This window comes from Pseudomonadota bacterium (assembly GCA_036339585.1).
GTDB lineage: Bacteria > Pseudomonadota > Alphaproteobacteria > UBA8366 > UBA8366 > UBA8366.
In genome coordinates, this window is record JAYZAS010000025.1 from 21,511 (window position 1) to 47,608 (window position 26,098).

The window sequence follows — 26,098 nt, forward strand, 5'->3', positions numbered from 1 at the left end:
GGCCGGTGAACAACTCATAACTATATTCTGGGACTTTTTCTATGGATAAGACTGCCGAAGATCTAGTGGATTTTACTCTTGAGACAAAGTTCGACACGTTGTCAGAAGCAACTATTGAAGCTTGTAAAAATAGACTGCTAGATACAATTGGATGTCTTGCTGGTGGGTTTGATCATCCTGTTTTCATAGCTGCCAGAAATTTTGGTGAACGGTTCATGATGGAAAAACCTGCAACTATTTTGGGCACAGGTATTTCCGCTTCACCAGACATGGCTGCGTTTGCAAACAGCGTTGGAATACGTGTTCTTGACATGAATGATAACTATCGCGTGAAGAGCGGTGGCCATCCAAGTGATGTTATAGGCGCCCTTTTCGCTGGGTCCGAGATAGGGGAAAAAAGTGGCGCTTCTTTTCTCACAGCTATGGCAATTGGCTATGAAATATATTGTCGCCTTTGTGATGCCGTCGATATAAATGGTCAGGGCTGGGATCAGCCTGTTTGTGGAGTGTGCGCCTCGGCTTTAACCGTAGGAAAGTTAATTGGGCTCGACCGCAAAGAGCTTCTCCATAGCCTTTCTATGGCGATCGTTCCCAACATGGCAATGATCCAAACACGTCAAGGCCAACTTAGTGCCTGGAAGGGATGTGCGGCTGCAAATGCTGCTCGCAATGGGGTATTTGCAGCTCTCTTAGCCAAAGAGGGTTTCACGGGCCCCAGCATGCCAATAGAGGGCAGACACGGGTTATGGGATATTGTTGGGAAATTCGATTGGAAAATTGAAAAAGGACTGTCCCCGGAGCGTATTCTGAGTTCTGACATTAAGGCCTTTCCAATTTGCGTGCACGGGCAAACTGCCGTCTGGGTTGCGCTTGAAATACGAAAACAAATATCATTAGAAGCGATAGAACATATCCACATAGATACGTATCATCGTGGTTATGAAATGATGTGTAGCGATCAATCTAGATGGTTGCCATCGACCAGGGAGACAGCAGACCACAGCCTACCCTTTGTGGTGGCTGTTGCGCTCTTAAATGGATCTGTCAATGATGATTCCTTCACCGACGAAATGCTAAAAAACAAGCAGCTTGCAGACTTAATCAAAAAAGTAACTGCCAGCTCTAATCCCGAAATGTCTGCCTTGCATCCAGAAAGTATGCCTTGCCGGATAACCGTAGACCTTAAAAATGGCTCCCAATTTAGTCATACACTGCAATACCAAAAGGGGCACCCGGACAACCCTATGAGTGAGGAAGAATTGGAGTCTAAATTCAAAAACCTGTTTTCAAAATTTGGTAATATGAACCAGGCAGAAAAAGTAATAAATCTGGTAAGGATAACCGATCATTTGGAGGATATGTCTGCTTTAATTTTAGCTTTGGAGAAACGCAACTAAACCAACATTAATGCAGCTGCGACCCGGCGACCCTCGGCTAATAAAACATTATAGGTGCGACATGCAGCGCCAGTGTCCATGCTGTCTACACCAACCCCCTGCGCCCGAATGCATTCCCTAAGATCATTTGGGATACGTTCCATTTTTTTTCCAGTTCCGATCAGTAGAACTTCTATACCAGGGTCAGCATTTAAAACCGGTCTTAGACTACTTGAGTCAACATCTGAGATACGCGAAATTGGCCACTCCACAGTCTGCTCCGGCGTCACAATGACACAACTGTTCCAAACCACCGATGCTATTCTGAATCGCCCGGGCCCGTAGCTATCAACAACTTGGAGGCCCTCCAGGACGTTGGTACTCACGTCCATCTAACCAACCCTTATTCTTCTGATTGCGATGAATACTTGCCTTCACCGTCACTATTTCGGTCTATCCTGAGATACAGTAAAGTTGGGACTGCAAGGGCCACAGATGAGTATGTCCCGATCAGCACGCCAAATATCAGAGCAATCGAGAACCCACGAATTACCTCGCCTCCTAGCAAAACTAGCGCCAGAAGGGCTAGCAGCGTTGTCACGCTGGTCATGACCGTTCGCGCAAGTGTCTCATTTATAGACTTATTGAATAAATTAGTAAGTGGCATGCTTTTGTATCGACGCATATTTTCGCGGACCCGATCATATATGACAACAGTGTCATTTATAGAGTAACCGGCTATTGTAAGTAATGCCGCTACAGAAGCCAGATTAAATTCTAGTCCTAATAGTGAGAACAAACCAATCGTCGCTAACACATCGTGACTAAGGGCTATGACCGCCCCCAAACCAAACTGCCACTCAAAACGAAACCAAACGTATAGTAGAATGGCGCCAATCGCCATTAGCACAGCTAAAATAGCCGCTTCTTTAAGCTCGGCACCAACTGTAGGACCAACTGTCTCAGTTCGACGGAATTCTATTACCTCTGCCTTAATTGCCTCAGAAATTATAGCAACTGCCTCCTGTTGTTGCGCATCGCCACCTTTTTGGCGTTGAACACGAATTAACACGTCGTCAGGAGCACCAAATTCCTGAATAGAAACTTCGCCAAGTCCTAGATTGCTGATCTTATTTCTCAGACTAGCCACATCTGCAGGGCCGTCAGTTTTTACTTCAACCAGAATGCCACCTAAAAAATCTATCCCAAGATTAAGCCCCTTAATCCCAAGCAAACTTAGCGACCCGACAATAAGAACCGCTGAAAAAATTAGTGCAACAAAACGCTTTTCTATAAAAGCAATACTTGTGTTGTCCGGAACAAGGCGGAGCTTAATCATTTTTGTAAATGCCTTAAATCATCATCTCTGTTGGGCGGGCTGACCTTAGCCAGCTAACCACCATTAATCGGGTAACCATTATGGCCGTAAACATGGAAGTGATAAGCCCAAAAGTAAGCGTCACAGCAAACCCTTGAATAGGCCCTGATCCAAATGCATACAGTAAGATTGCCGCAATGAGTGTTGTAAGATTAGAGTCAACAATAGTGACCAACGCCCGACTATACCCCGCTTCTACGGCGTTTATTGGCGTCCTTCCGGAACGTAATTCTTCCCTTATTCGCTCAAAAATAAGAACATTTGCATCAACTGCCATCCCTACAGTCAAAACAATCCCAGCTATACCCGGTAAGGTTAAGGTAGCCTGAAGAGCAGAAAGCAGGGCCGCTAACAGGGCTACGTTGATGAAAAGAGCAATGTCAGCCATGATGCCAAAACGCCCGTAAACCACCACCATAAAAACAAGTACTGCTACAAAACCAATTATACTCGCAGCTTTTCCAGCCTCTATTGAATCTCTACCAAGACCCGGCCCGACGCTGCGCTCCTCAAGAAACGTGACGCCTGCGGGCAAAGCGCCAACACGAATAAGCAGAGCTGTTTCTTGGGCTTCCTTAATTGAAAAACGTCCGGTTATCACGCCGTTACCTTGACAAATTGGTTCATTGATAACCGGGGCGCTAATGACTTTTTTGTCGAGGATAATTGCTAGTTGTCGATTAACATTTTCCCGACTTGCTTTGCAGAATTTACGGGCTCCTATGGTATCGAAACGGAAAGTGACTGCCGGACGATTTTCATGGTACGTGCCGGCCGCGTCAACAATGTTTTCTCCGCCAACTCTCACCCGTTTTTCAACGGTATAACAGATTGGTTGTCCGCTAGCGTCTGTATCATCTGAACGCATGAGCTCTGTCCCACCTCGCATTCTCTTTGGAGAATTAGTGCAGAGGTGCATTTTTTTCACCTTCTGGATAGTAAGCTTGGCGGGTTTGAATTTATCTTTCAGTGAAGCATCACCGCCCGGGACTTGGACCAAAATGCGTTTCTCTCCCTGACGTTGTATTGATGCTTCCAATGTCCCAGTTGCATCAATACGACGGCGTATCACCTCTACAGTGCGACTAAGGATATCGTCTTTTTGTTCAGCTAAAAACTTTGACGAATACGCAATGGCGAAGGATCCTTTTTCATCAACATCATATTCAAGATTACCAATTCGATCGCGTAACTTTTTGCGCACGGTCTCTGTCTTACTAGGATCAAGCAGTTTAAATCGAACGCTGTCACCTGAGATAGATATACCAGAACTGCGTGCCTTAGCTTGGCGAAGCGTTATACGTACTGATGACTTTAGATTTTCTAATTGCTGCTTAAAGACGGATTCCACATCAACATCCATCAAGAGATGGAGCCCGCCTTGCAAGTCGAGCCCTAAATTCATTCGCTTACCAGGCAACCATTCGCTGCCGAGATCGAATGTTCCTTCCTTAAAAAAGTTAGGAAGTGCGTACAAAAAACCCATCCCACAAATAACCAAGATGAGTATTTTTTTCCATGTCGGAAAATTAAGCATTACACAGCCCGATTTTTTAAATAGCTATTTCTTGGCCGTGTCATTAGCCGGCTCTGTTTTGGATATAACCTCCGAAATCGTGCCGCGGGCTACTCGAACACGAACTCCGTCAGCTATTTCAAGTGCAACTTCTGCCTCATTCGTGACTTTTGCAACGGTGCCGTAGATACCCCCTGCGGTAACAACCTTATCTCCACGGCGTAGCGCACTAATCATCTCGCGATGCGCTTTCACTTTCTTTTGCTGTGGCCGGATCATTAGAAAATAAAAAACACCGAAGATAAGCACCATCATGATAATGGTCTGCATTAACCCACCACCACCAGCAGCTCCACCGCTTTGTGCCCATGCAGTTGAAATCAACATTGAACTCTCCTTACCGTACTGATGTTGGCAAAATCAAAGGCCATTTAGTTGGATGAGACGCGACTATACTCAGAACCGCAGCAATTTCAATTCTGAACAACATCGCTGACCTATCAAATTTTTCAACATAAATGTTTTAAAAGAGTACTTCTTCTAAATCATTCATGATACCTCCTAAGAATAGCTATATTACAAACGAGTGTTAAGATATGAAAATTGACAGTTTGGCAAATCAATTTCTCGAAAGAATTGCAATAGCACTTGAAAAAATTGCACCAAAAGACGAGCTAAAAAATGAGATCCATCTTGCCGATGGCTATGTTTGGCAAGCAGACCAATGCTGGCTCGAACCGGTTCACCAAATCAATCGACTGGACATAACCTTGCTGCAGGGCATAGACAGACAAATCGCGTTGTTGCTTGAAAACACTGAACGGTTTTCAAAGCGATTACCTGCGAATAATGCATTACTTTGGGGCGCACGCGGTTCTGGAAAAAGTTCTCTCGTAAAGGCAGCACACGCCGAAGTTAATCGTAATATAAAGGATCCGTCGTCTCGAATTGCGCTAATCGAGATACACCGAGAAGATATCCCTACACTGCCAAATTTACTCTCTATATTGCGAGAAACTCCGCGACCTTGCCTTGTCTTTTGTGATGATCTTTCATTTGACGGAGAGGATGCTAGTTACAAATCACTGAAAGCCCTTCTAGAAGGAGGAATTGAAGGCCGTCCCAAAAATGTGATTTTTTACGCCACCTCCAACCGGCGTCATCTACTACCACGGGACATGATGGAGAATGAACAATCTACCTCTATTAACCCTTCCGAGGCAGTTGAGGAGAAGGTGTCACTCTCCGATCGTTTTGGTCTTTGGCTAGGGTTTCATAATTGTTCCCAAGAAACCTATCTTATTATGGTAAAACACTACATAGAACATTATGAATTAGAAATAAAAAATATAGACTGGACAAAGGAAGCAAATGAATGGGCGGTCACCCGGGGTGCGAGGTCCGGACGTGTCGCTTGGCAGTACATCCAAGACCTTGCAGGACGATTAGGGAAATCATTAGATTAATAACGGGCAGCTGTTCTTCGGACCAAGTGCCTCAACGGATTAACCGAGCGTCTGCCCTTTCGAATTTCAAAATGTAGTTGTGGGCGCGCAACTGCTCCCGTACTCCCAACTTTTGCGATAATTTGACCTCGCCGCACTTTTTGGCCTCGTTTAACCAAAAGCACAGAATTATGTGCGTAAGCTGTCACATATCCTCCAGAATGCTTAATCAGAATCAGGTTACCAAAACCTGCCAATTCGCTGCCACCGTAAGCAACAACCCCGTTTTCTGCTGCTCTCACTGGCGAGCCTGCAGCCGCTGCGATGTTTAGTCCATCATTGTACAAACCTCCCTTCTTTTTCCCAAATCTGGAAATAACTTTGCCGCGCACAGGCCAAAGAAAACGAGATGAGGTGCGCGGTGGTGCCTTTAACTCGGGCACTTTTTTTGACCTACTCGTCTTGTCCTTTCCCGGTGGCCCTTTCGTTTTACGATATTGGTACGAAGCGACTTGTCGATTTTTTGGCAATCTCAATTTCTGCCCTACACGAATTCGATAGGGTGCGTTAATGTTATTAAGTCGCGCCAGTGAACTAACTGAAACCTTAGTCTGGCGAGAAATAGAATACAGTGTATCCCCCTTTCGCACAGTGTGACTCGCGGGACCAAGGAACCTTGTGATAAGTAGTTGATCGCCAATCCGTAGACGATATGGAGGTGAAAGCTGATTATCTTTGATAAAATTTCGTATTGGAATGCCGTATTTTTTTGATATCCGGTAAACAGTATCGCCTCGCCGAACAACATGGATGGATCGTTCATTAGGCGTTTCCACGTACCTGACAAAATTCCCCCTGCTATCGCTAAGAGAGCTACAGCCAGCCAACAGTCCAAGCAACTTTGCCAGCATCATAAAACGGACAGTTTTCCGTCTCATCATTTCCTCAAAATAATAGGGTCACCTACTGGTTATCCCATCTGTTTTTGGCATTCCACCAATTAAGGGTAGAAACCTGACATCAAAAAGACCCTGAGCATCAACCCCATCTCGATTTTTTGCAATGCGCATTACCTTTTGAACACCGTGTTCTGGCCCAATGGGTGTTACCATAACACCATCTTCCGCCAATTGGCCCAAAAGAATATCGGGTATATTCTCGGTTGATGCAGCGACGATAATACGGTCAAACGGTGACTGCACGGGCCAACCTTTTTGGCCGTCGCCCAACTGTGCAGTGACATTAAAGCATTTGATAACTTCAAGCCTCGCCTCAGCATCGGCGAGCAAAGTAGCATGTCTCTCGATCGAATAGACTCTACGATAAAGATGCGAAAGAATTGCCGTCTGATACCCTGAGCCAGTACCTATCTCCAACACCTTCAACCGTTTTCCGATGCCAAGCGCACTTATCATCCGTGCAACGACATTTGGATCGCTAATGGTTTGCCCCATGCCTATTGGCAGCGCCGTTTCATCGTAGGACCTATCTCGAAAAGTAGGAGGCACAAAAAAATCGCGTGGTACGCGCTCAAAGGCAGAGATTATCTTTGAATCTGTTACGCCGGCCTGACGAAGTGATATGACTAACCGAATTTTTTGCGATGCGAGAGCCTCAGAAATTTTTCTTCTCCTGCTAACATCAATCTTTATTAAATAAAGTCTTTAGTTCACGAAGTGTCCCTGCATGCGTTTGGTTTGCATGTAATGGAGTTACAGAAATAGCGCCTCGCTCGACTGCTTTATTATCTGTATCACCATGTCCCACAGATTGTCCCGGATGGGGATTTCCGATCATGTACAAATTATTTTTACGAGGGTCCGTAACCTCAATTATCTGGTACGACTTACTGCGCTGCCCCTGACGGACTGCAATAACCTCAGAAACTTTTTCACCATTTTGAACGGGGAAGTTTATATTCATAAAAACATCCCTTCGCCATTTCAGCGATAGTAACCGAGTAATGATATCTGGAGCAAACCGTTTGGCAATAGACCAATTCGTCTTTCCACCATTTTCTGACTGTTGACTTAATGAGATAGAGGGTATCCCAAGCATCGCACCCTCCATGGCAGCAGCAACAGTCCCCGAATAACTAATATCATCAGCGATATTTAAACCTTGATTGATACCGGATAATACTAAATCAGGCGGACTGTCTTTCATGATGGTATTGATCGCCATTAACACGCAATCGGTTGGAGTTCCCACAACCGAATACTTTCTTTTTGAGACTCTCTCAATACGAATGGTCGCGTTAAGCGTTAATGAATGACTGGACCCACTTTTCTCTGTTTCCGGAGCAAATATCCAGATGTCGTTGGACATTTCACGCGCAATTTTTTCTAAAATCCGCAAACCTGGGGCATTGATCCCATCATCATTAACAAGCAATATACGCTTCCCTATTGGATCAATTGGCGTGGCTGACACAAACTAGCCCTTTTCAATTTTCGTAATGCCATTTAGGTATGGCTGCAAAGCACTCGGAATAGTGATTGACCCATCGGGATTTTGATAATTCTCAAGAATAGCTATAAGGGTCCGGCCTACTGCCAAACCGGAACCGTTCAGGGTGTGCACAAAGCTGGTTCCTTTCTGACCCGGTGATTTAAAGCGTGCATTGAGCCGCCGAGCTTGAAAACATTGGCAAGATGAACAACTTGACACCTCTCGAAAACTATTCTGCCCGGGCAGCCATACCTCGAGATCGTAGGTTTTAGAAGCTGAAAAGCCAATATCTCCAGTACATAGCGTGATCACTCGATAAGTAAGTCCCAAACGCTTCAGGACCTCCTCGGCACATGACGTCATTCGTTCTAATTCCATTTTTGAGTCTTCAGGATGGACGACACTCACTAATTCAACTTTATTGAACTGATGCTGACGTAACATTCCACGAGTATCTTTTCCTGCTGCACCAGCTTCCGACCGGAAACAAGGCGTCCAAGCGGTTAGACGTAATGGCAGATCACTAGCATTCAGAACTTTCCCCGCAACAAAATTTGTAAGTGGAACTTCAGCGGTCGGGATTAGCCAATGATCACCATCTGTTTTATAAAGGTCATCTGAAAATTTTGGCAATTGCCCTGTCCCAAAAAGGGCTTGCTCACGCACAAGAACGGGCGGCACAGATTCTATGTAGCCAAACTCAGCACAGTGCAGGTCAAGCATAAAATTACCGAGTGCGCGATCGAGTTTGGCCAACATACCTTTTAATATTACAAATCTTGATCCAGCCATTTGCGCTGCAGTCTCAAAATCCATTAATCCTAGTGACTCTCCCAGATCAAAATGCTCTTTAGGAAACTCAATCATAGGCTTCTTGCCAACCTCACGCTCAAGCCGATTAGCAGTCTCATCTTGACCGTCTGGTATGCTCGGGTCAGGCAGGTTTGGTATAACTTCCAATATTGCGTTCAATTCAGCATCAATATCTTTTTCTATTTTTTCGGCCTCAATCAGTTTCTCTTTAAGCTTGGATACCTCCTCCATTAATTTGCAAGCATCCTCCCCTGCCTTTTTCATTTCTCCGATTTTCTTTGAAATGTCATTCCGTGATTGTTGAAGGTTTTGCATTTCGGTCTGAGCTGAACGCCGTTTTTGATCGAGCGCTATAATGTGATCTACTGGGGGCACAAATCCACGGCGTCTCAAAAGCGAATCAAATTCGTCGGGCTTTTCACGAATATAACGAATATCATGCATGGTATTTGAAATGTCCCATTAGGCAGTTGCTAAATATTACGATTAAAATTTACGCCGCCGTCGATGTTAATCATTTACTTCACTTTGCCCCAGAGCTAAACGTTTGCGTTCAAGGACAATCGAACACCAGATAGAAATTTCATAAAGAAATATTATGGGAATAGCCAATGCGAACTGACTTAACGGATCTGGTGGAGTCAAGATGGCAGCAGCTACAAAAGCGATCACAAAAGCATATCGACGTTTTTGTTTTAACAATTCTATGGACACCAAACCCGATCGGGTTAAAAGAACTAAAACAACTGGAAGTTCGAAGCTCAACCCAAAGGCAAAGATAAGCCTCATTACTAAGGAGAGGTATTCATTAACTTTAGGTTCAAGTTCTATAGCAATTTGGCCTCCGGTTGCCACTTGTTGAAATCCCGCAAAAAACTCCCACGCTATGGGTAAAACTAAATAATATACAAAAGCACCACCTGTGAAAAAAAGAACTGGCGAAGCGATGAGAAAAGGTAAAAAGGCTAATTTTTCATTACTATACAGCCCCGGCGCCACGAACTTCCAAACCTGATTAGCCACGATTGGAAACGACAAGAATCCAGCAGTAAAAAAAGCTACTTTCAAATCAGTGAAGAATTTCTCGTGCATTGCCGTGTAAATCAGCCTTTTACCCTCCTGACCGTGCCACAGGTCATTAAGGGGATTAACTAGAAAATTAAATATAGGGCCTGCAAAATAGAGGCTGACTATAAAAGCTATAAGCAATGCACCCACTGAATATAAAAGTCGTCGTCGCAGCTCCACTAAATGGGCAAGTAGTGGCAACTTAGGATCATTAATCGCTTCGGCATCCTTTTGGTTTTTGTCACTTGGCCTGACTGTTTCAGATCCATCGCTCATGGCAATGCTTTGTCTGAGTCAGATTCAGAATTATGCGGTTTTTTATCTTTCTCAACAATATCATCTAATTCATTAAATTCGGTTTCTAAATCAAGCTCTTCATCAACGTTCTTGACAATATTTCTATACGGAACTGTTGACAGGTCTTTGCGTACCTCATCGAGTTCTGCCTCTCGGGCCAGATCATCGAACCCAGACTGAAGATCAAACATCAGCTCTCTCATCCGCCTCACCGCACGAGTGCATGTTCTAAGAACACTGGGTAATTCCTGTGGACCTACAAGCACAACAGTTACAACCGCTATAATAATCAGCTCAGGCCAGCCAATATCAAACATGCATTTGTGTCTCTAAGGTAAATTAGGTGCAAACTCTTACTTTCTAACTTTTACTTTTTTTGATTCCTCTTCAAGAATCTCAGTAGCAGTTGTGTTAATCGTCTTTGGCTCAATCTCTCCCACATCCAGCGGCTTTTCACTCTTATTTTCATCCTTTATGTTCTGCTTGAAATTCCTGAGTCCTTTTCCAAAATCACCCATTATTTGCGAAATCTTTCCGCGACCACCAAAAACCAACAGAGCAAGTGCAACTAGTATCAAAATTTCCCACGGACCCAGCGACATCAATTTCTCCTTTTTTGAAAGTTTTCCTCATCGAGGTGGGAATAAAAAAATTTATCATACAAGTTAGGAAGACTATGGGCAAAAGATGACTGTAAATATATTCATGCCTTAGGAAAAATGAAAGTTTGGTTCGGGTCAATATCAATTCTCAGCCTTTCATTTTGTTCCGGCAAAAAGCGTCCGGGCATGCGTGAATGAAGGTGGACCTTTTCCCCATTCATCCCGTTGGCACAAAGATGGATAAGGGAGGAATATCCTAACATGCGCGCTTCCAGCGCCTGCACCCCAAACTCAACGGATGGGTTCGTCAGGCGGGTTAAGCGAAGCGCTTCCGGCCTTATAAGGATCTCAACTTCTGTTCCTCCTGCGATATTTCCTGAATCTATCATACCAATTGTTGTATTTACCTTTCCATTTTCAACAAATCCGTTAACACGGTTAACTTCGCTGAAAAATTCAGTTACAAAGGAATTAGCCGGCTTACAGTAGATTTCCTCTGGTCGACCAATTTGCTCGGTCACTCCATTGTTCATCACCGCTATGCGATCACCCATGAACATCGCTTCCTCCGAATCGTGGGTAACCAATAAAGCTGCAGCCCCGGATTCCTTCAATAAATGCAGAGTATCATCTCGAATTTGATCACGCAGTCTGGCATCAAGCCCCGAGAACGGTTCGTCCAACATTATAAGATTAGGTTTCGGGAGCAACACTCGAGCTAAAGCAACCCTCTGTTGTTGTCCTCCAGATAACGCATGAGGATAACGGTTCGCCAGATCAGCAATCCCAAGAGTTCTAAGCAGTTGCGAAATCTCGTCTGCCATTTCTTCGCCTTTATATTTCCTCACTCCAAATGCCACATTTTCTATGACTGTGAGATGGGGAAACAGAGCATAATCTTGAAATACTAACCCAATGTCACGCTGTTCGGGCGGAAGACTAAAACCTGCACCTTTGGCAACCGGTTTCCCCGAAATTCGGATTTCGCCGTGCTGGAGCAACTCTAGGCCCGCCCCTAATCGCAACGTGGTTGTTTTGCCGCAGCCTGACGGCCCTAATAAACATACTAGTTCGCCCTTAGCAAGCTCGAGTGAGAAGCCTTGCACAGCGCAAGTGTCGCCATAATAGTGGTAGACGTCAGTAAACTCCAGTGCGGGGTCAGCGATCATAGCTACTCCCATTCTTTACCTATGAAACTTTCCATTTCAAAGCAGGTTGCTCTTAACTCCAAAGATATTAACTTTCTTGAAAAGCATATAGATTAATTCTGAGCAATATCGCCTTCATCCTTCTCATAACTTTCAGTATCAGCATTATCACTTCCATCAGATATTTGACCTAACGACATCAACCCCCGACGAGAGTCTAAAAGTCCAGCAGCTTTTAATTCCTCAATCCCGGGCAAATCCTCAATTTGCTCAATTCCAAATTGATCCAAGAATTGCTCTGTTGTTCCCCAAGTTACGGGACGGCCGGGAACCCGGCGACGCCCACGTGGCCTAATCCACTCTGCCTCCAGCAAAATATCGAGCGTCCCCCTCGATGTGGCCACTCCCCTTACCTCTTCGATTTCTGCCCGAGTGATGGGTTGATGGTAAGCAATAATAGATAAGGTTTCAATTGCCGCACGTGACAAACGGCGCTTTACTTCGGTTTCAATCCTAAGGTGATCTGACAGGTCAGGAGCGGTCCTAAAAGCCCATGCTTTTTTCCCTACCGATACAAGATGAAACCCGCGATTAGAATAAGAGGATTTCAAATCTTGAAGAAGTTCATCTACATTACTTCCTTCGGGAAGTCGTGCTTTCAGAACTTTCTCTGATACTGGATCAGCAGAAGAAAATAGTATGGCCTCTAAAATTCTTAATAATTGAAATCGGTCCATTGTCATCAAGCTGCTACTTCCTTTTTGCCCGATTTGAGATATAACGGACCAAATGCTTTGGATTGGCGAAGGGAGACCTCTCCAGCTTTCACCATTTCCAATGTAGCAGCAAACGTGGCTGCCATTGCGGAGCGCCTCAAAATTCCCGCCCCTAATGCGGGAGGTAAAAAATTTTCTAAAGTTGTCCAATCTGGAGCCTTACCTATCACTTGACGCAACCAATGCAGTGCTTTTTCAGTTGTATAAAGTTTAGTGGGATCAATGCGAAGAGCCGAGATATTTTCACGTTCCCGCGTCGAGCCATATGCCCGCAACAAATCGAATAAACTGACTTCAAAAACTGAGGTTCTGACAATCTTCATCTGCTCGGGGTTACCCCGCTTGAAAAAATCACGGCCTAGTTGCGGACGTTCAAATAATTTTTTGCCGGCATTACGCATTCCTTCCAAGCGTTGAAGCTGGAATGCGAGCCGGGCAGCCATTTCAGCAGCGCTCAATTCTTCTTCTTCACCTTTTTCCGCTGGCAACAACAGACGTGACTTTAAAAAGGCCAGCCAAGCTGCCATAACTAAATAGTCAGCAGCGATCTCAATACGCAAGTCACGAGCTTGTTCAAGAAATTCAAGGTACTGATTAGCTAACTGAAGAATAGATATTTTAGTCAAATCTACCTTTTGTTCGCGCGATAACGAAAGTAATAAATCTATGGGACCTTCATAACCGTCCAAATTTAGGACTAACTCTTGCCGAGACGTTCTAGCAGGCATATCCGATCTATCTGTAATATCTTCTTGAAATTCTGAAACCACTGCATTTTCCTTCTCAACTACTAGGAATATAACCTGAACGGCTTCTGCTGCTGAAACTCTCGCTATATAACGTCTTTAGGCGTCGTTACCAGTATCGCTTATAAATGACAAACACCTTTTGCATAATTACCGGTAACACGTTGCAGAGGGGAAGGACAAGCATATGTCCGCATATGCCAAAGTACTGTTTTAAAATAATTTTCCATATTCGTAATGTTAATTCCTCAAAACGATTATGGCTGAAAAAGGTAAAAAACTATTATTTAGATTCGCTTTGTGCAAACCCATTCCGTATCGTTTGAGGGCAGGTAACATATTCTGTTAGTCCGAGTTGTCAAAATACAATTATCTACTCCAGCATAGTCGAAAGAGTCTCTCGCATCGATTGCAAGTTTTGTGCATCAAAAAAAGTAGGCCTACATGAACTACGAGCGTCATAGAGCCGTTTCAGCGCTGGTATTGCCATCGGCTCAACGCCTTTTGCCGCTTCCACCATTTCTTCAAGATTTCCACTGCAGTGAAGGACAACGTCGCAGCCTGCATTTAAAGCTCCGTAAGCACGCTCTGAAAAATCTCCTGAAAGTGCTCTCATTCCAATATCATCACTAAACAGTAGACCATCAAAACCTATATCGCCCCTGATAACTTTATTGATCAGAGTTTTAGATAAAGTCCCAGGCACTTTCCTATCGAAGGCCGAATAAACTATATGGGCTGTCATTGCTGCAGGCATATGGCGTAAACGGCGAAAGGGCTCGAAATCCATTTTCTGCAACTCACTGCGACTCGTGTTAACCTCCGGTAATTCTATGTGGCTATCTGCCATCGCTCGGCCATGTCCCGGAATATGCTTCACAATGGGTAAAATACCCTTCGAAAGATAACCCTCACAGACCTCATGCGCTAAAGCAGAAACGATTTTTGGATCGTTTGCGAAAGCGCGGTCACCTATTACTTCATGCGTATTCGGCCATGCAAGGTCAGCCACGGGAGAGCAATTCGTATTTATACCGAGATCAACTAGCTCAAGGGCTTGTATTTGGGAATTTAATCGTACAGCCTTAAGAGCAAGAGAAGGATCGGTTTCAAAAATTGCGCCAAATTCACGTGCTGCCAACGTTTTTCGCCAAAGGGGGGGACCAAGCCGAGCCACCCTGCCCCCTTCCTGGTCAACTAAAATTAAAGGGTCAGGAAATTCTATCGAGTTACGGAAGTCAGCTATTAACGCACGGATCTGCTCCGGAGTATCGATATTTCGCGAAAACAGTATTAAACCAAGAGGATTATTTGCAGCAAAAAAAGAGCTCTCTGCGGCGGTTATTTCTGTGCCAGCACAACCGTAAATGATAGCAGAAGGGATATTTTTAGCGTGCTCGAACGACAATGCACCCTTGACCCCGCCTTTTAAGCTTTTTACAGATCCCCGTAGCCGTTGTACGAGAAGCAATAGGCCCCGCCCTTAATCGGTAATACACTTTACCGCGAACAACGGCACGTGAAATTTTAAGTTTTAGCTTGCCAACCACATTAGAATATCTTTTTTTTATTTTTGCCCACTCACGCTCCGCATTCTTTGATGTTGCAAGTGCCCCTGTTTGTATTAAATACGCGCCACCTTTTGGCGCACTTACTTTCTGCCGACGTTTTGTCTGCGCTTTACGAACCTTTTTCGGGTCAATAGGTGTCAGTTTGGTCGGTGCCTTTTTATCTTTTGGGATAACTGGCGGACGGATCAGTTTAGTTTGCTTGTTTTTTTCATCAGATGTATCTGTTAACTTTTGTCTCGTCATTTTGCCGGTAAGACTTGGCAATTTAGGTGGCGTGGGAGCTGCATTCATAGGGCTAAGCGGCTTCTCTGGGGGCGGCAATATTCTCTCGACCTCGCGGTCACTCCGAGAACCTTGTACGGGATTGAATATGGTTTTTTCTTGGTGGGCCACCGTAACCCCCCCGGGCTTAGGAGGAGGGATTTTAATTGGTCCATTCATTTTTAACAACGGTGCTGCATCTTCGCTGCCGGCACGAACGCCAGCATCGTAAGCGTACCAAACGAGTCCTCCAAAGGCCACGAACACAAAAGTTAATATGACAATAGGAATGAGCCCAAATCGCCTAGGCTCAGGTGCAGCATCGAGGGCTTCTGCATCTATTTCCGCTAATGCACGTTCTAACGGATCATTCTCGCCAACCATTACCGCATTTCCTCTAGTGGCTTAATTCCTAGCAATTCAAGGCCGCTAGCAATAACCATTTGCAATGCGCAAACAAGTGCGACTCTTGCCTTGGTCAACTCAGGGTCATCCTCAATCATGAACCGCAACGACGGGCTCTCCTTACCCTGCGTCCATAAGCTATGAAAAGCAGATGCTAAGTCATTTAAATAGAATGCAATGCGGTGAGGCTCTTTTGCAGTCGCAGAAGCCTCTATTAGGCGCGGCCAACCAGCCATTAATTTGATAAGGTCTATTTCAGATTTTTCCTTTAAAAGTTCAAATTTTGAGGTCTTTAAAGATCGGTAGCTTATATCAAGGCGGGGCATTTGACTGGCGATCATGCGGCTCAGCGAGTTGCATCGTGCATGGGCATATTGCACATACCAAACTGGATTATCTCTTGATTGTGCGGTTACCGCTGATAGATCGAAATCGAGCGGTGCGTCGTTTTTGCGGGTGAGCATAATAAAACGAACAATATCTTTTCCGACCTCGTCGACGAGTGCGCGAAGCGTAACAAAATTCCCTGAGCGCTTCGACATTTTAATAGGTTTACCGTTATCCAATAGCTTTACTAATTGGCAAATTTTAACATCTAAAGTTGCCTCATTATCTGTGACTGCTTTAACTGCGGACTTAACCCGCTTAATATATCCCCCGTGATCAGCCCCCCATACGTCTATTTGATTAGAAAAACCGCGCTGAAATTTATCTCGATGGTAAGCAATATCCCCTGCGAAATATGTCCACGTTCCATCGGACTTTTTTAACGCTCTATCCACATCGTCTCCTAATTCCACCGCCTTGAATAACGTCTGAGGTCTTGGCTCCCAGTCATCTAACTTTTTACCTTTGGGAGGGTCTAAAACTCCCTCGTATATTAGACCACGTGCACCCAAGTCGTTTAAACAGTCGATAACCTTACCTGAGTCCACAAGAGTACGCTCAGAGGTGAAGACATCAGGTTTGACACCTAATTCGGCGAGATCAGCCCGTATTAATTTCATCATTTCGTCAATAGCAATCTTCCGAACGGGGCCAAGCCATTCGGACTCCGGAGAATTCTTAAACTTTTCCTTGTATTTTTTTGCTAAAATTTGTCCTACTGGCTTAAGGTAGGCGCCGGGGTACAGTCCATCTTCGATGTGACCTATTTCATCGCCAAGAACTTCCCGGTATCGCATAAAAGCAGATCGTGCTAATGCATCGACCTGCGCCCCAGCATCATTGATATAATATTCCCGTGTCACATCATAGCCCACTTTGCTCAAAAGTGACGCTAAGACATCGCCAAAAACTGCGCCTCTTGCATGGCCAATATGAAGCGGCCCAGTTGGATTAGCTGATACATATTCGATATTTACTTTTTTTCCCTTACCTATAGTAGATTCCCCAAACCTATTTTTAAGATCTAATATGTCACTCAAACATTGATGCCAGAAAGGCAACCTCAAATGAATATTTATAAAACCCGGCCCTGCGATGTCAGCTCTTTCAACCTCCTCAAACTCTTCTAACAACCGCCCTAGTTTTTCGGCTAATTCCCGGGGCGCTATCGCAGCAGGCCTTGCTAATACCATGGCCACGTTAGTTGCCACATCACCATGCGCCGCATCGCGGGGTGGCTCTACTGCTATATTATCTAGTGCAAGGCCCTGCGGAATTGCTTCAGTCAAGGCCAATTTATCGACACAAGAAATGATATGTTTTCGAATATTTAAAAAAAGGTTCATGAATTGGAGCCACTCTGGTGAAACATGGCACGGTGCAAATTAATAGCGTAACGATCCGTCATACCCGCTATATAATCTGCAACAACACGTGCAGTGACTGCTGAGTGAGGTACATCTGCTCCTTGTGCCCATTCCTGAGGTAATTTTTCAGGCTCATCATGGAATAAATGAAAAAGGTCACACAATTGTTCCGCCCCAATGGCCGCTTCATTTAGTACCGCAGGGTGTAAATACATATTTTTGAATAAGAATGATTTAATTTTTCCTTCATCACCTGCTACCGCCGGCGAAAAACTCGCGATTGGTGTTCCAAAATATCGAATATCGTCTGCTGAGGAAACCCCTGCTTCAATCAGATTAACATTGGTTTGATCCGTCAGATCATCAATTGCTTTGCCGATCAAACGACGTATAGACTCATGAATTACACGCGGCATTTCCAGCCCTTTGTATTCATTAAGAACTTTGCGAAAGAGACCAATAATGTGCGGCACGTCTTCGAGCATTTCAAGTGTTATGATACCAGCACGTAATCCGTCGTCGAGATCATGATTGTCATAGGCTATATCATCGGCCAAAGCCGCGATTTGTGCTTCAAGGGCAGGATAAGAAGCAAGCTCTAAGTCGTGTTTTTTGTTATATGAAACTATCGTTGGGGGTAAACCTCCATCAGTACCGTTTGAGATAAGCGGCCCGTTGTGTTTAACCACGCCCTCAAGTGTCTCCCAACACAGATTTAGCCCTTCAAAAGCAGGGTGGCGTCGCTCCAATAGGGTAAGGATTCGAAGAGTTTGATCATTATGATCAAATCCACCGAATTCTTCCATGCATTTATTAAGCGCTTCCTCCCCCACATGACCAAAAGGCGGATGCCCGAGGTCATGGGCTAAGGCTAGTGCTTCCGTAAGATCTTCATCTACCCCTAGAGAACGTGCGAGTGCGCGTGCGATCTGAGCCACCTCTAAGGTATGGGTTAGACGCGTGCGGTAATGATCGCCTTCTGGAGATATAAAAACTTGCGTTTTGTGCATCAATCTTCGAAAAGCGGTCGCATGAATGATGCGATCACGGTCTCGTTGAAATCCAGTTCGGCGTCGACTGGTGGGCTCAACATATAACCGTCCTCGACTGTCATCGAATCGGCTGGCATAAGGGGCAAGTGTTATGGACATGTTAGGAGTATTGTTGTCACATTCGAAAAGGCAGAAGTACAAATTACGTAAAAATAATTCTAGTGATTGACTTTTCACCCTCTGCTATCAACTATATAACATGTTTATGCAACCATTTTCAGGGGTTAGATTACCTAGATGGCTGATATATTCGAAAGTCATGATGAGCATACACAGCGCAACTTTAGTGTAAGCGAAGCCGCTATTAACCGAATCGCTCAAATCATGGAGACTGAATCGGATAAAGAAACAAAACTTCGTGTTTCTGTATCCGGTGGAGGGTGCTCCGGCTTTCAATATGGCTTTACTTTTGACAATAACATAACACCGGATGATCACTTGTTTGAGCGTGACGGCGTTACTGTAGTTGTCGATGACACTTCACTAGATTTACTAAACGGAGCGGAACTCGATTTCGTTACCGATCTAATCGGGGCATCATTTCAAATTAAAAACCCCAATGCCACATCCTCATGTGGGTGTGGTTCGTCATTCTCAATATAGGGCACACGAACGGCACGTGTTTCACTACGTCATCCACCATACGACTGAACTGTAAACCTTCAAACTATGCGCCCACCTCTCACATATGCTTTTCAGGACAATATTAGGAAACGGAGCTATTTTTGAAACTTGCTACATTTAACGTGAACTCAATAAAAGCCCGACTTCCGAGGGTGCTTGAATGGCTCTCTGACGCAAAACCGGATGTCGTTTTGCTCCAGGAAATAAAGTGTGTAGATGAGGCCTTTCCATCAATGGAATTCGAAAGTCGTGGCTACAAAGCCGCGACCCACGGTCAAAAAGCCTACAACGGCGTGGCTATTTTATCTTTACACGAAATGGATGATATAACTCGCGGGCTTCCCGGTGACCCCAGTGATGAGCAAGCCCGCTACATCGAGGCTACCATACAGGGTATACGAGTTTGTGGTCTTTATTTGCCTAACGGCAACCCTACTGATACCGAGAAATTTACTTACAAAATTGCTTGGATGGACAGGCTCATTGAACATATTTCAACCCGGCTGCTACCAACAGAAATGCCTTTTGTCCTTGGCGGAGACTTTAATGTCTGCCCTACTGATAAAGATTGCTATAATCCAGAAGGCTTTGCAAACGACGCGCTTTGCCGCCCAGAGTCCCGCGCACGTTTCCGTACAATGATCAATTTAGGCCTTACCGAAGCCTGGCGAGCTCTTCACAAAGAAGTAGCTTATTCATATTGGGACTACATGGCCGGCCGATGGCAAAAGGACGAGGGTGTTAGGATTGACCATTGGCTTTTGTCCCCGCAGGCTGCTGATCGCCTTCAAAGCTGTGAAATTGACAGAGCCCCTCGCGGCAAGGAAAAAGCGTCGGATCACACACCTGTATTCCTTGAAATTTCTGATGGGAATAAAGGCTTCAATAGTTCCTAATTATTTATCTCTAATTATCAAAGTCATTTAGTGAAGAAGTGCAAAAATATGGAAAAGTTCACCGCAAAATTCCCAATTGGGCAAGTAGTACGGCACCGCCGACATCCCTTCCGTGGTGTGATTTTTGATGTCGACCCGACTTTCTCTAATACCGAGGAGTGGTGGCAATCTATTCCTGAAGAATCACGGCCGAGGAAAGATCAGCCGTACTATCACTTGTTCGCTGAAAATTCTGAGATCACCTACATCGCCTATGTATCCGAACAAAACCTGCTACTAGACGATACCGGTAAACCTGTTAGACACCCAGCGGTCTCGTCAGTTTTTAACGGAATGGAGGATGGTCGCTATGTATTGCGGACGGAGCACACCCATTAAATCCCGACCATAACCTTCACCGGAACCCCTCCAATAAAACCAGAAACCAAGATCTAACCTTCAAAAGTCGGAGTGAACCTAAAAGGCACATTCAGTGCGCACCACTTCCTTTATGAAATGCCATTCAAATTTACACAACGTTTTTGAATGAAATGGAGCTGAATTCCAGTTTCTACGAAGACATACTTGTAAACATTACTCCGAGTTTAACAGGCTTATTCCAAGCAAGTAGGTTTTATCGATGATACAAAAATCCTATTCAAGGAGATAGATCGCATATTGTCCGTAATTGATATCCTAAACTTAAACCAAAACACAGGACTTTAATGAGCAGCATTAACTCTAAATGTCTGCATAAACATGCTTTTCTGCCTTTGCGCCCGGATGAGTCACGGCACCTTTGTAAGCTGGCCCAACCGTTTGAGCGTAGCGCCAAAGCGCTCCCGACTGGAATTCCGTCTCTCGTGGTTTCCACTCTTCCCTACGATCGGAAATTTGCTTATCATTAAGGTCAACCGACAAGATTCCCTCGACGGCATCTATTGTGATCATGTCGCCATCTCTCAGTAGCCCGATAGGTCCGCCGACCGCAGCCTCAGGACCTACATGACCGACGCAAAAACCGCGGGTTGCTCCTGAAAAACGGCCGTCAGTTATAAGGGCGACCTTGTCACCCATCCCCTGCCCATAAAGTGCTGCGGTAGTCGCAAGCATTTCCCTCATACCCGGTCCTCCCTTCGGGCCTTCATAACGTATAACTAACACCTCACCCTCACGGTAATTTTTATTTTCAACGCAAGAAAAAGCGTCTTCCTCGCAATCAAAACAACGGGCTGGCCCAGTAAACGACTGATTTTCCAAACCTGCTACCTTAACAATGGCGCCCTCTGGGGCAAGGTTCCCCTTCAAGCCGACGACGCCTCCTGTTTTGGTAATTGGATTACTAACCGGGTAAATAATCTTTTGGTCGTCGGGAACTTTTATATCCTCTAGATTTTCACCGATTGTCTTGCCCGTTACCGTCATACAGTCGCCATCAAAATATCCGCCATTCAGCAATGCTCGCATCAGAACCGGAACACCTCCTATTTCAAACAGATCTTTTGCCACATATTGTCCGCCCGGCTTCAGATCTGCTATATACGGAGTATCTTTGAATATATCTGCCACATCAAAAATATCGAAATCGATTCCGGCTTCATGAGCCATCGCTGGCAAATGGAGCGCTGCATTTGTTGATCCCCCAGAGCTAGCAACTATACGAGCTGCATTCACCAACGAGCTGCGGGTGACAATATCACGTGGCCGCAAATTATTTTTGAGCAACTCCATAACGGACCAGCCAGATGCCTCTGCATACTCGTCACGAGATTCGTAGGGTGCAGGCGCACCAGCAGAACCAGGCAACGCAAGACCAATCGCTTCCGAAACACATGCCATTGTATTAGCAGTGAATTGCCCACCACAAGAACCAGCTGAGGGACATGCAACGCACTCCAATTCGTGCAAATCCTCGTCGCTCATATTTCCAGCACTATGTGCCCCCACAGCTTCAAAAACATCCTGTACCGTGACGTCCTTACCCTTGAATTTACCAGGTAAGATTGATCCACCGTACATGAACACCGACGGCACATTGAGCCTCAGCATAACCATCATCATTCCCGGTAAGGATTTGTCACAACCAGCGAGCCCTACCAAAGCATCATAACAATGGCCACGCATAGTTAGTTCGACAGAGTCCGCTATAAGATCTCGGCTTACAAGAGAACTTTTCATGCCGGAATGACCCATCGCAATTCCATCGGTTACGGTAATTGTAGTGAACTCACGCGGTGTTCCGTGGGCTTCTTTTACTCCCCTTTTTGTAGCTTGTGCCTGACGCGAAAGTGAAATATTGCAGGGAGCCGCCTCGTTCCAACATGTCGCTACCCCCACGAATGGCTGTGCAATTTCCTCTTCACTCATCCCCATTGCATAATAGTAGGAACGATGAGGGGCACTTTCTGGGCCAACGGAAACGTATCGGCTTGGTAGTTTTGATTTATCGATGCTCATAATGGGTACACCTTTTTGACAGCTGCTAAACTTTTGATGATCTCACTGCCCTGACCTCAATGACTTGTCAACCGGACATTCAGTCTAATTCTTTCGATTGTTCGGTGTAAAAAGAAGATTGTCATTAGAATAGATATTTTTCGCCGTTATCATTGGTGTGCCGTTAAACGCTCAAGCGCCAGCGCTAATTTATTCTTAACCCTATTTTCAGATACTAAGCGTAACCTCTGCTCTTCTATGATTTCGGCTGGAGCCTTTTGAAGAAATTGTTCATTATCCAATTTCCTTTTAAGTTTGTCTATTTCAGCTACAGCTTTTTTCATCTCCTTATCTAGACGATTTTTCTCGGCATCGAGATCAATGACCGCCGCAAGTTGAAGAAATATGGTAACATCATCATGGACCAGCTGAACGGCGTCCGAAGGGATAGACTTATCAGTGGAAAAATCAGAAATACGCGCAAGCCTACAAATTAACTTTTCATGCTCCATAAGCCAGCCTCTGTCTTTTTCGCCCAACCCGACAATAATTGCTGGAATTTTAGCCCCCGCAGGCACATTCATTTCGGCCCTAACTGACCGGACACCGGTAATTAGGCGGATGACCCAATCAATTTCGTTAGCGGTAGTTTCATCTCTAAGACCCAACTCAAGGGAGGGCCACCGCTCAAGTATTAATTGCTTATGTCTGCCGCCAATCAATCTCTGATACAACTCTTCAGTGATAAAGGGCATAAAGGGGTGCAGCAATATTAACATCTGTTCGAACAACCAAGCCGCAGTATTCTGGGTCTCCGTTTTAATTTTTTCATTCTTATGAGCAAGCAATGGTTTGGCAAATTCAAGATACCAGTCACAGTAAGTGCCCCAGACAAACTGATACAGAGTTTGTGCAGCATCATTAAAACGAAAGATTTCGAGTTCCCTACTTGTTTTAATACTGCAATTAACAAGTTCACCAATAATCCACCTGTTAACTGTCTGAGATACATGCCGAGGATCAAACTCGGTTCCAAACGGGCAATTATTCATCTCACAAAATCTAGCTGCATTCCAAATTTTGGTAGCAAAATTACGTGCGCCCTCAACCCGGCCTACCGACAGCTTAATATCTCTCCCTGGGGCAGCCAAGGAGGCTAAAGTAAACCTAAGCGCATCGCACCCATATTGGTCTATGAGCTCCAAAGGATCGATAACATTCCCTTTAGATTTTGACATTTTCTGTCCATTTTCATCTCGAACTAAGGCGTGCACATAAACTGTCCGGAACGGAACATCACCCATGAATTCAATACCCAGCATCATCATTCGTGCAACCCAGAAGAAAATGATATCGAAGCCAGTAACTAGGACATCAGTGGGATAACGACGGTCAAGATCAGAAGTTTTTTCCGGCCAGCCAAGTGTGGAGAAAGACCAGAGGCCAGATGAGAACCAAGTATCCAAAACATCCTCATCGCGCCTAAGTTCTGTAATCTTACCATAATGTTTTTGTGCGGCTTGATGAGCCTCTTCTTCAGATAACGCTACAAATATTTCACCATCAGGACCATACCATGCAGGAATTTGATGTCCCCACCATAACTGCCGTGAGATGCACCAAGGCTGAATATTCCTCATCCATTCAAAGTAGGTCTTTGACCAATTTTCTGGGACAAATTTCGTATCGCCGTCCTCGACAGCCTTGATCGCAGGCTTTGCAAGCTCTTTCGCATTAACAAACCATTGGTCCGTTAAATACGGCTCTATAGGCACTCCACCTCGATCACCATAAGGAACCATATGAATGTGATCTTCAACCTTCTCAAAGAGCCCTTCGGCCTTGATGTCTTTTATAATTTTTTCTCTAGCTTCAAATCTATCGAGACCACGGTAGCGTTCAGGTGCTTCATCACTAATCCGACCCCGCGCATCAAGCACATTAATCATGTCGAGCTCATGCCGACGACCAACCTCAAAATCATTGAAATCGTGCGCAGGAGTAATCTTGACAGCCCCCGAGCCCTGTTCAGGATCTGCGTATTCGTCTTCAATAATTTCTATACGTCTTCCAACCAAGGGTAACAAGCAATATTCGCCAATCATGCCTTTGTATCGCTTGTCGTCCGGATGCACTGCAACAGCTGTGTCCCCGAGCATCGTTTCCGGCCTAGTGGTCGCAACAGTAATGAACTTTTGATCCATACCTTCGATCGGATACCGGAAATACCAAAGGTGTCCGTTGGTTTCCGTCTGTACGACCTCAAGATCGGAGATAGCAGTTTCTAATTTTGGGTCCCAATTAACCAACCGTTTGTCGCGATAAATTAATCCTTTAGAGTACAGTTGAACGAAAACCTTTGATACTGCTTGACTTAGACCCTCATCCATCGTGAATCGCTCGCGACCCCAGTCACAGGAAGCACCTAATCGGCGTAATTGCTTCGTGATGGTACCACCAGACTGTTCTTTCCACTTCCAAACGCGACTGAGAAAATTCTCTCGTCCGATTTCACGCCGACTTTCTCCATTCTCAGACAATTGGCGCTCAACAACCATTTGCGTCGCGATGCCAGCATGATCCATCCCCGGCTGCCAAAGCGCATCTTTACCAACCAACCGAGCTTGACGAATTAAAATATCTTGAAGAGTATTGTTAAGTGCGTGTCCCATATGAAGGCTGCCTGTGACGTTAGGCGGCGGTATAACAATAGTATATGGATCGGCATCGGGTGATCGACCCGACTCGAAAGCACCGCTGTCCTCCCACTCACCATATAGCCTTGGTTCAACCTCATTTGGTTGATAAAATTTTTCGAGATTACTCATGAATGCCTAATTAAGGGACAGCCCACAGATCATGATAACGCGCCTAAAAATTATTTATTTTGGTTCTGCTTGGTCCGCCATACGTTGAATTTCCTTTTGCACCAAACGTTCGACCATATCCGGGAGGTTCGCGTCAAGCCATTCCCGCAACATTGGCCGAAGGAGGTCTTCCGCTAATTGTTCAACGGTAGTCCCAGGCCGGTGCTCACGAATTGCCGCAGATAGACTGGTTAGTGAATTAGTCATTTTTGCTCTTTGAGGATCCCCAACCAACGCATCAGCTTTTTTCTCTGGTGGTTTAGATGGCGGGGGCGGGGGAGGAGGAGGAGGTGGTGGTGGTGGTGGCGCGGCCTCAATTTCAGATGCAATGGTTGCTTCCTCCGGCTGTTTCTCAAGACCGTCGTCTGGATTGGAAACCTCGTCTTTTATTTCATCTACCAGCTCAATTTCCTCTTCATCATCATCTTCACCAGGAACCTCGTCCTCCAAAACAAGCTCGCTATCATCATCCTCAACCGTATCAGGAGGTGCACCTTTCATATCCGATTTCTGACCATCGTCATCCTCAGAAATTATCTTTCGGATAGATGCCAAAATTTCATCCATTGAAGGTCCTTGCTGTCCGCCACCTTCACTCATGGTTTAATACTCTCTTAATTAACCCCATCGAATTCAT

At 45.1% G+C, this 26,098-nt stretch carries 26 protein-coding genes; 5 read left to right on the top strand and 21 right to left on the bottom strand.

Annotation, left to right across the window (positions count from 1 at the left end):
- Window positions 1–41 precede the first annotated feature (41 nt).
- Window positions 42–1,397: an MmgE/PrpD family protein gene (locus VX941_13010; GenBank protein ID MEE2934326.1), complete on the top strand. Its 1,356-nt coding sequence runs from the start codon at window positions 42–44 to the stop codon at window positions 1,395–1,397.
- Here VX941_13010 and VX941_13015 read toward each other — a convergent pair.
- From VX941_13015 to yajC, 4 genes are all read right to left on the bottom strand, one after another.
- Window positions 1,394–1,768: an Mth938-like domain-containing protein gene (locus VX941_13015; GenBank protein MEE2934327.1), complete on the bottom strand. Its 375-nt coding sequence runs from the start codon at window positions 1,766–1,768 to the stop codon at window positions 1,394–1,396. The genes VX941_13010 and VX941_13015 overlap by 4 nt on opposite strands.
- 11 nt (window positions 1,769–1,779) lie before the next feature.
- The gene (gene secF, locus VX941_13020; protein ID MEE2934328.1) at window positions 1,780–2,715 is read right to left on the bottom strand and encodes a protein translocase subunit SecF; all 936 of its coding nucleotides are present in this window, start codon (window positions 2,713–2,715) and stop codon (window positions 1,780–1,782) included.
- Between the two features lie 13 nt (window positions 2,716–2,728).
- The gene (gene secD, locus VX941_13025; protein ID MEE2934329.1) at window positions 2,729–4,240 is read right to left on the bottom strand and encodes a protein translocase subunit SecD; all 1,512 of its coding nucleotides are present in this window, start codon (window positions 4,238–4,240) and stop codon (window positions 2,729–2,731) included.
- 75 nt (window positions 4,241–4,315) lie between these two features.
- On the bottom strand, window positions 4,316–4,657 hold the full coding sequence (gene yajC, locus VX941_13030) for a preprotein translocase subunit YajC (GenBank protein MEE2934330.1): 342 nt from the start codon (window positions 4,655–4,657) through the stop codon (window positions 4,316–4,318).
- Window positions 4,658–4,866: 209 nt separating this feature from the next.
- Here yajC and VX941_13035 point away from each other — a divergent pair, with 209 nt between their 5' ends.
- Complete coding sequence (locus VX941_13035) at window positions 4,867–5,736, top strand: ATP-binding protein (GenBank protein MEE2934331.1); 870 nt, start codon at window positions 4,867–4,869, stop codon at window positions 5,734–5,736.
- Here the strand turns inward: VX941_13035 and VX941_13040 are convergent.
- From VX941_13040 to VX941_13105, 14 genes are all read right to left on the bottom strand, one after another.
- Window positions 5,733–6,653: a M23 family metallopeptidase gene (locus VX941_13040; GenBank protein ID MEE2934332.1), complete on the bottom strand. Its 921-nt coding sequence runs from the start codon at window positions 6,651–6,653 to the stop codon at window positions 5,733–5,735. The genes VX941_13035 and VX941_13040 overlap by 4 nt on opposite strands.
- Before the next feature lie 21 nt (window positions 6,654–6,674).
- Window positions 6,675–7,337 (bottom strand): protein-L-isoaspartate(D-aspartate) O-methyltransferase, encoded by a 663-nt coding sequence (locus tag VX941_13045; protein MEE2934333.1) that lies wholly within the window; start codon window positions 7,335–7,337, stop codon window positions 6,675–6,677.
- A gap of 19 nt (window positions 7,338–7,356) precedes the next feature.
- On the bottom strand, window positions 7,357–8,148 hold the full coding sequence (gene surE / locus VX941_13050; GenBank protein MEE2934334.1) for a 5'/3'-nucleotidase SurE: 792 nt from the start codon (window positions 8,146–8,148) through the stop codon (window positions 7,357–7,359).
- A 3-nt stretch (window positions 8,149–8,151) separates the two neighbouring features.
- Window positions 8,152–9,423, bottom strand: coding sequence for a serine--tRNA ligase (serS, locus tag VX941_13055; GenBank protein MEE2934335.1), 1,272 nt, complete (start codon window positions 9,421–9,423; stop codon window positions 8,152–8,154).
- Window positions 9,424–9,489: 66 nt separating this feature from the next.
- Window positions 9,490–10,323: a twin-arginine translocase subunit TatC gene (tatC, locus tag VX941_13060; GenBank protein ID MEE2934336.1), complete on the bottom strand. Its 834-nt coding sequence runs from the start codon at window positions 10,321–10,323 to the stop codon at window positions 9,490–9,492.
- Entirely contained in the window at window positions 10,320–10,661 is a 342-nt protein-coding gene (gene tatB / locus VX941_13065; protein ID MEE2934337.1) for a Sec-independent protein translocase protein TatB, read from the bottom strand. Before tatB ends, tatC begins: the two co-directional genes overlap by 4 nt.
- A gap of 36 nt (window positions 10,662–10,697) precedes the next feature.
- On the bottom strand, window positions 10,698–10,946 hold the full coding sequence (locus VX941_13070; protein MEE2934338.1) for a twin-arginine translocase TatA/TatE family subunit: 249 nt from the start codon (window positions 10,944–10,946) through the stop codon (window positions 10,698–10,700).
- Window positions 10,947–11,047: 101 nt separating this feature from the next.
- Entirely contained in the window at window positions 11,048–12,115 is a 1,068-nt protein-coding gene (locus VX941_13075) for an ABC transporter ATP-binding protein (GenBank protein ID MEE2934339.1), read from the bottom strand.
- A 92-nt stretch (window positions 12,116–12,207) separates the two neighbouring features.
- Window positions 12,208–12,837 (bottom strand): SMC-Scp complex subunit ScpB, encoded by a 630-nt coding sequence (scpB, locus tag VX941_13080; GenBank protein MEE2934340.1) that lies wholly within the window; start codon window positions 12,835–12,837, stop codon window positions 12,208–12,210.
- Window positions 12,837–13,640, bottom strand: coding sequence for a ScpA family protein (locus VX941_13085; protein ID MEE2934341.1), 804 nt, complete (start codon window positions 13,638–13,640; stop codon window positions 12,837–12,839). Before VX941_13085 ends, scpB begins: the two co-directional genes overlap by 1 nt.
- Before the next feature lie 349 nt (window positions 13,641–13,989).
- Window positions 13,990–15,087, bottom strand: coding sequence for a beta-N-acetylhexosaminidase (gene nagZ / locus VX941_13090; GenBank protein MEE2934342.1), 1,098 nt, complete (start codon window positions 15,085–15,087; stop codon window positions 13,990–13,992).
- A complete protein-coding gene (locus tag VX941_13095) occupies window positions 15,005–15,832 on the bottom strand; it encodes an SPOR domain-containing protein (protein MEE2934343.1) in 828 nt (275 codons plus the stop codon). The genes nagZ and VX941_13095 overlap by 83 nt, the downstream gene beginning before the upstream one ends.
- Window positions 15,832–17,586 (bottom strand): arginine--tRNA ligase, encoded by a 1,755-nt coding sequence (gene argS / locus VX941_13100; GenBank protein MEE2934344.1) that lies wholly within the window; start codon window positions 17,584–17,586, stop codon window positions 15,832–15,834. The genes VX941_13095 and argS overlap by 1 nt, the downstream gene beginning before the upstream one ends.
- Window positions 17,583–18,758 carry a deoxyguanosinetriphosphate triphosphohydrolase gene (locus VX941_13105; GenBank protein ID MEE2934345.1) on the bottom strand — a complete coding sequence of 392 codons (1,176 nt, stop codon included), beginning with the start codon at window positions 18,756–18,758 and terminating at the stop codon, window positions 17,583–17,585. The genes argS and VX941_13105 overlap by 4 nt, the downstream gene beginning before the upstream one ends.
- 138 nt (window positions 18,759–18,896) lie before the next feature.
- Between VX941_13105 and erpA the strand changes: the two genes are divergently transcribed.
- The 3 genes from erpA to hspQ all read left to right on the top strand — a co-directional run bounded on the left by erpA (window position 18,897) and on the right by hspQ (window position 20,557).
- Window positions 18,897–19,262, top strand: a complete 366-nt coding sequence (gene erpA, locus VX941_13110) for an iron-sulfur cluster insertion protein ErpA (protein MEE2934346.1) — start codon at window positions 18,897–18,899, stop codon at window positions 19,260–19,262.
- Window positions 19,263–19,384: 122 nt separating this feature from the next.
- A complete protein-coding gene (locus VX941_13115) occupies window positions 19,385–20,179 on the top strand; it encodes an exodeoxyribonuclease III (GenBank protein ID MEE2934347.1) in 795 nt (264 codons plus the stop codon).
- A 48-nt stretch (window positions 20,180–20,227) separates the two neighbouring features.
- On the top strand, window positions 20,228–20,557 hold the full coding sequence (hspQ, locus tag VX941_13120; GenBank protein MEE2934348.1) for a heat shock protein HspQ: 330 nt from the start codon (window positions 20,228–20,230) through the stop codon (window positions 20,555–20,557).
- Window positions 20,558–20,899: 342 nt separating this feature from the next.
- Here the strand turns inward: hspQ and ilvD are convergent, their stop codons facing one another.
- From ilvD to VX941_13135, 3 genes are all read right to left on the bottom strand, one after another.
- Window positions 20,900–22,615: a dihydroxy-acid dehydratase gene (gene ilvD, locus VX941_13125; protein MEE2934349.1), complete on the bottom strand. Its 1,716-nt coding sequence runs from the start codon at window positions 22,613–22,615 to the stop codon at window positions 20,900–20,902.
- Window positions 22,616–22,764: 149 nt separating this feature from the next.
- A complete protein-coding gene (locus VX941_13130; protein ID MEE2934350.1) occupies window positions 22,765–25,422 on the bottom strand; it encodes a valine--tRNA ligase in 2,658 nt (885 codons plus the stop codon).
- Between the two features lie 54 nt (window positions 25,423–25,476).
- Window positions 25,477–26,061 carry a DUF2497 domain-containing protein gene (locus VX941_13135; protein ID MEE2934351.1) on the bottom strand — a complete coding sequence of 195 codons (585 nt, stop codon included), beginning with the start codon at window positions 26,059–26,061 and terminating at the stop codon, window positions 25,477–25,479.
- Window positions 26,062–26,098 lie beyond the last annotated feature (37 nt).

Bases quoted from the DNA above. Each gene is read 5' to 3' on its own strand.
- VX941_13010 (MEE2934326.1), top strand. From the start codon at position 42: ATGGATAAGACTGCCGAAGATCTAGTGGATTTTACTCTTGAGACAAAG.
- VX941_13015 (MEE2934327.1), bottom strand. From the start codon at position 1,768: ATGGACGTGAGTACCAACGTCCTGGAGGGCCTCCAAGTTGTTGATAGC.
- secF (MEE2934328.1), bottom strand. From the start codon at position 2,715: ATGATTAAGCTCCGCCTTGTTCCGGACAACACAAGTATTGCTTTTATA.
- secD (MEE2934329.1), bottom strand. From the start codon at position 4,240: ATGGGTTTTTTGTACGCACTTCCTAACTTTTTTAAGGAAGGAACATTC.
- yajC (MEE2934330.1), bottom strand. From the start codon at position 4,657: ATGTTGATTTCAACTGCATGGGCACAAAGCGGTGGAGCTGCTGGTGGT.
- VX941_13035 (MEE2934331.1), top strand. From the start codon at position 4,867: ATGAAAATTGACAGTTTGGCAAATCAATTTCTCGAAAGAATTGCAATA.
- VX941_13040 (MEE2934332.1), bottom strand. From the start codon at position 6,653: ATGAGACGGAAAACTGTCCGTTTTATGATGCTGGCAAAGTTGCTTGGA.
- serS (MEE2934335.1), bottom strand. From the start codon at position 9,423: ATGCATGATATTCGTTATATTCGTGAAAAGCCCGACGAATTTGATTCG.
- tatC (MEE2934336.1), bottom strand. From the start codon at position 10,323: ATGAGCGATGGATCTGAAACAGTCAGGCCAAGTGACAAAAACCAAAAG.
- tatB (MEE2934337.1), bottom strand. From the start codon at position 10,661: ATGTTTGATATTGGCTGGCCTGAGCTGATTATTATAGCGGTTGTAACT.
- VX941_13070 (MEE2934338.1), bottom strand. From the start codon at position 10,946: ATGTCGCTGGGTCCGTGGGAAATTTTGATACTAGTTGCACTTGCTCTG.
- VX941_13075 (MEE2934339.1), bottom strand. From the start codon at position 12,115: ATGATCGCTGACCCCGCACTGGAGTTTACTGACGTCTACCACTATTAT.
- scpB (MEE2934340.1), bottom strand. From the start codon at position 12,837: ATGACAATGGACCGATTTCAATTATTAAGAATTTTAGAGGCCATACTA.
- VX941_13095 (MEE2934343.1), bottom strand. From the start codon at position 15,832: ATGGTTGGCGAGAATGATCCGTTAGAACGTGCATTAGCGGAAATAGAT.
- argS (MEE2934344.1), bottom strand. From the start codon at position 17,586: ATGAACCTTTTTTTAAATATTCGAAAACATATCATTTCTTGTGTCGAT.
- VX941_13105 (MEE2934345.1), bottom strand. From the start codon at position 18,758: ATGTCCATAACACTTGCCCCTTATGCCAGCCGATTCGATGACAGTCGA.
- erpA (MEE2934346.1), top strand. From the start codon at position 18,897: ATGGCTGATATATTCGAAAGTCATGATGAGCATACACAGCGCAACTTT.
- hspQ (MEE2934348.1), top strand. From the start codon at position 20,228: ATGGAAAAGTTCACCGCAAAATTCCCAATTGGGCAAGTAGTACGGCAC.
- ilvD (MEE2934349.1), bottom strand. From the start codon at position 22,615: ATGAGCATCGATAAATCAAAACTACCAAGCCGATACGTTTCCGTTGGC.
- VX941_13130 (MEE2934350.1), bottom strand. From the start codon at position 25,422: ATGAGTAATCTCGAAAAATTTTATCAACCAAATGAGGTTGAACCAAGG.
- VX941_13135 (MEE2934351.1), bottom strand. From the start codon at position 26,061: ATGAGTGAAGGTGGCGGACAGCAAGGACCTTCAATGGATGAAATTTTG.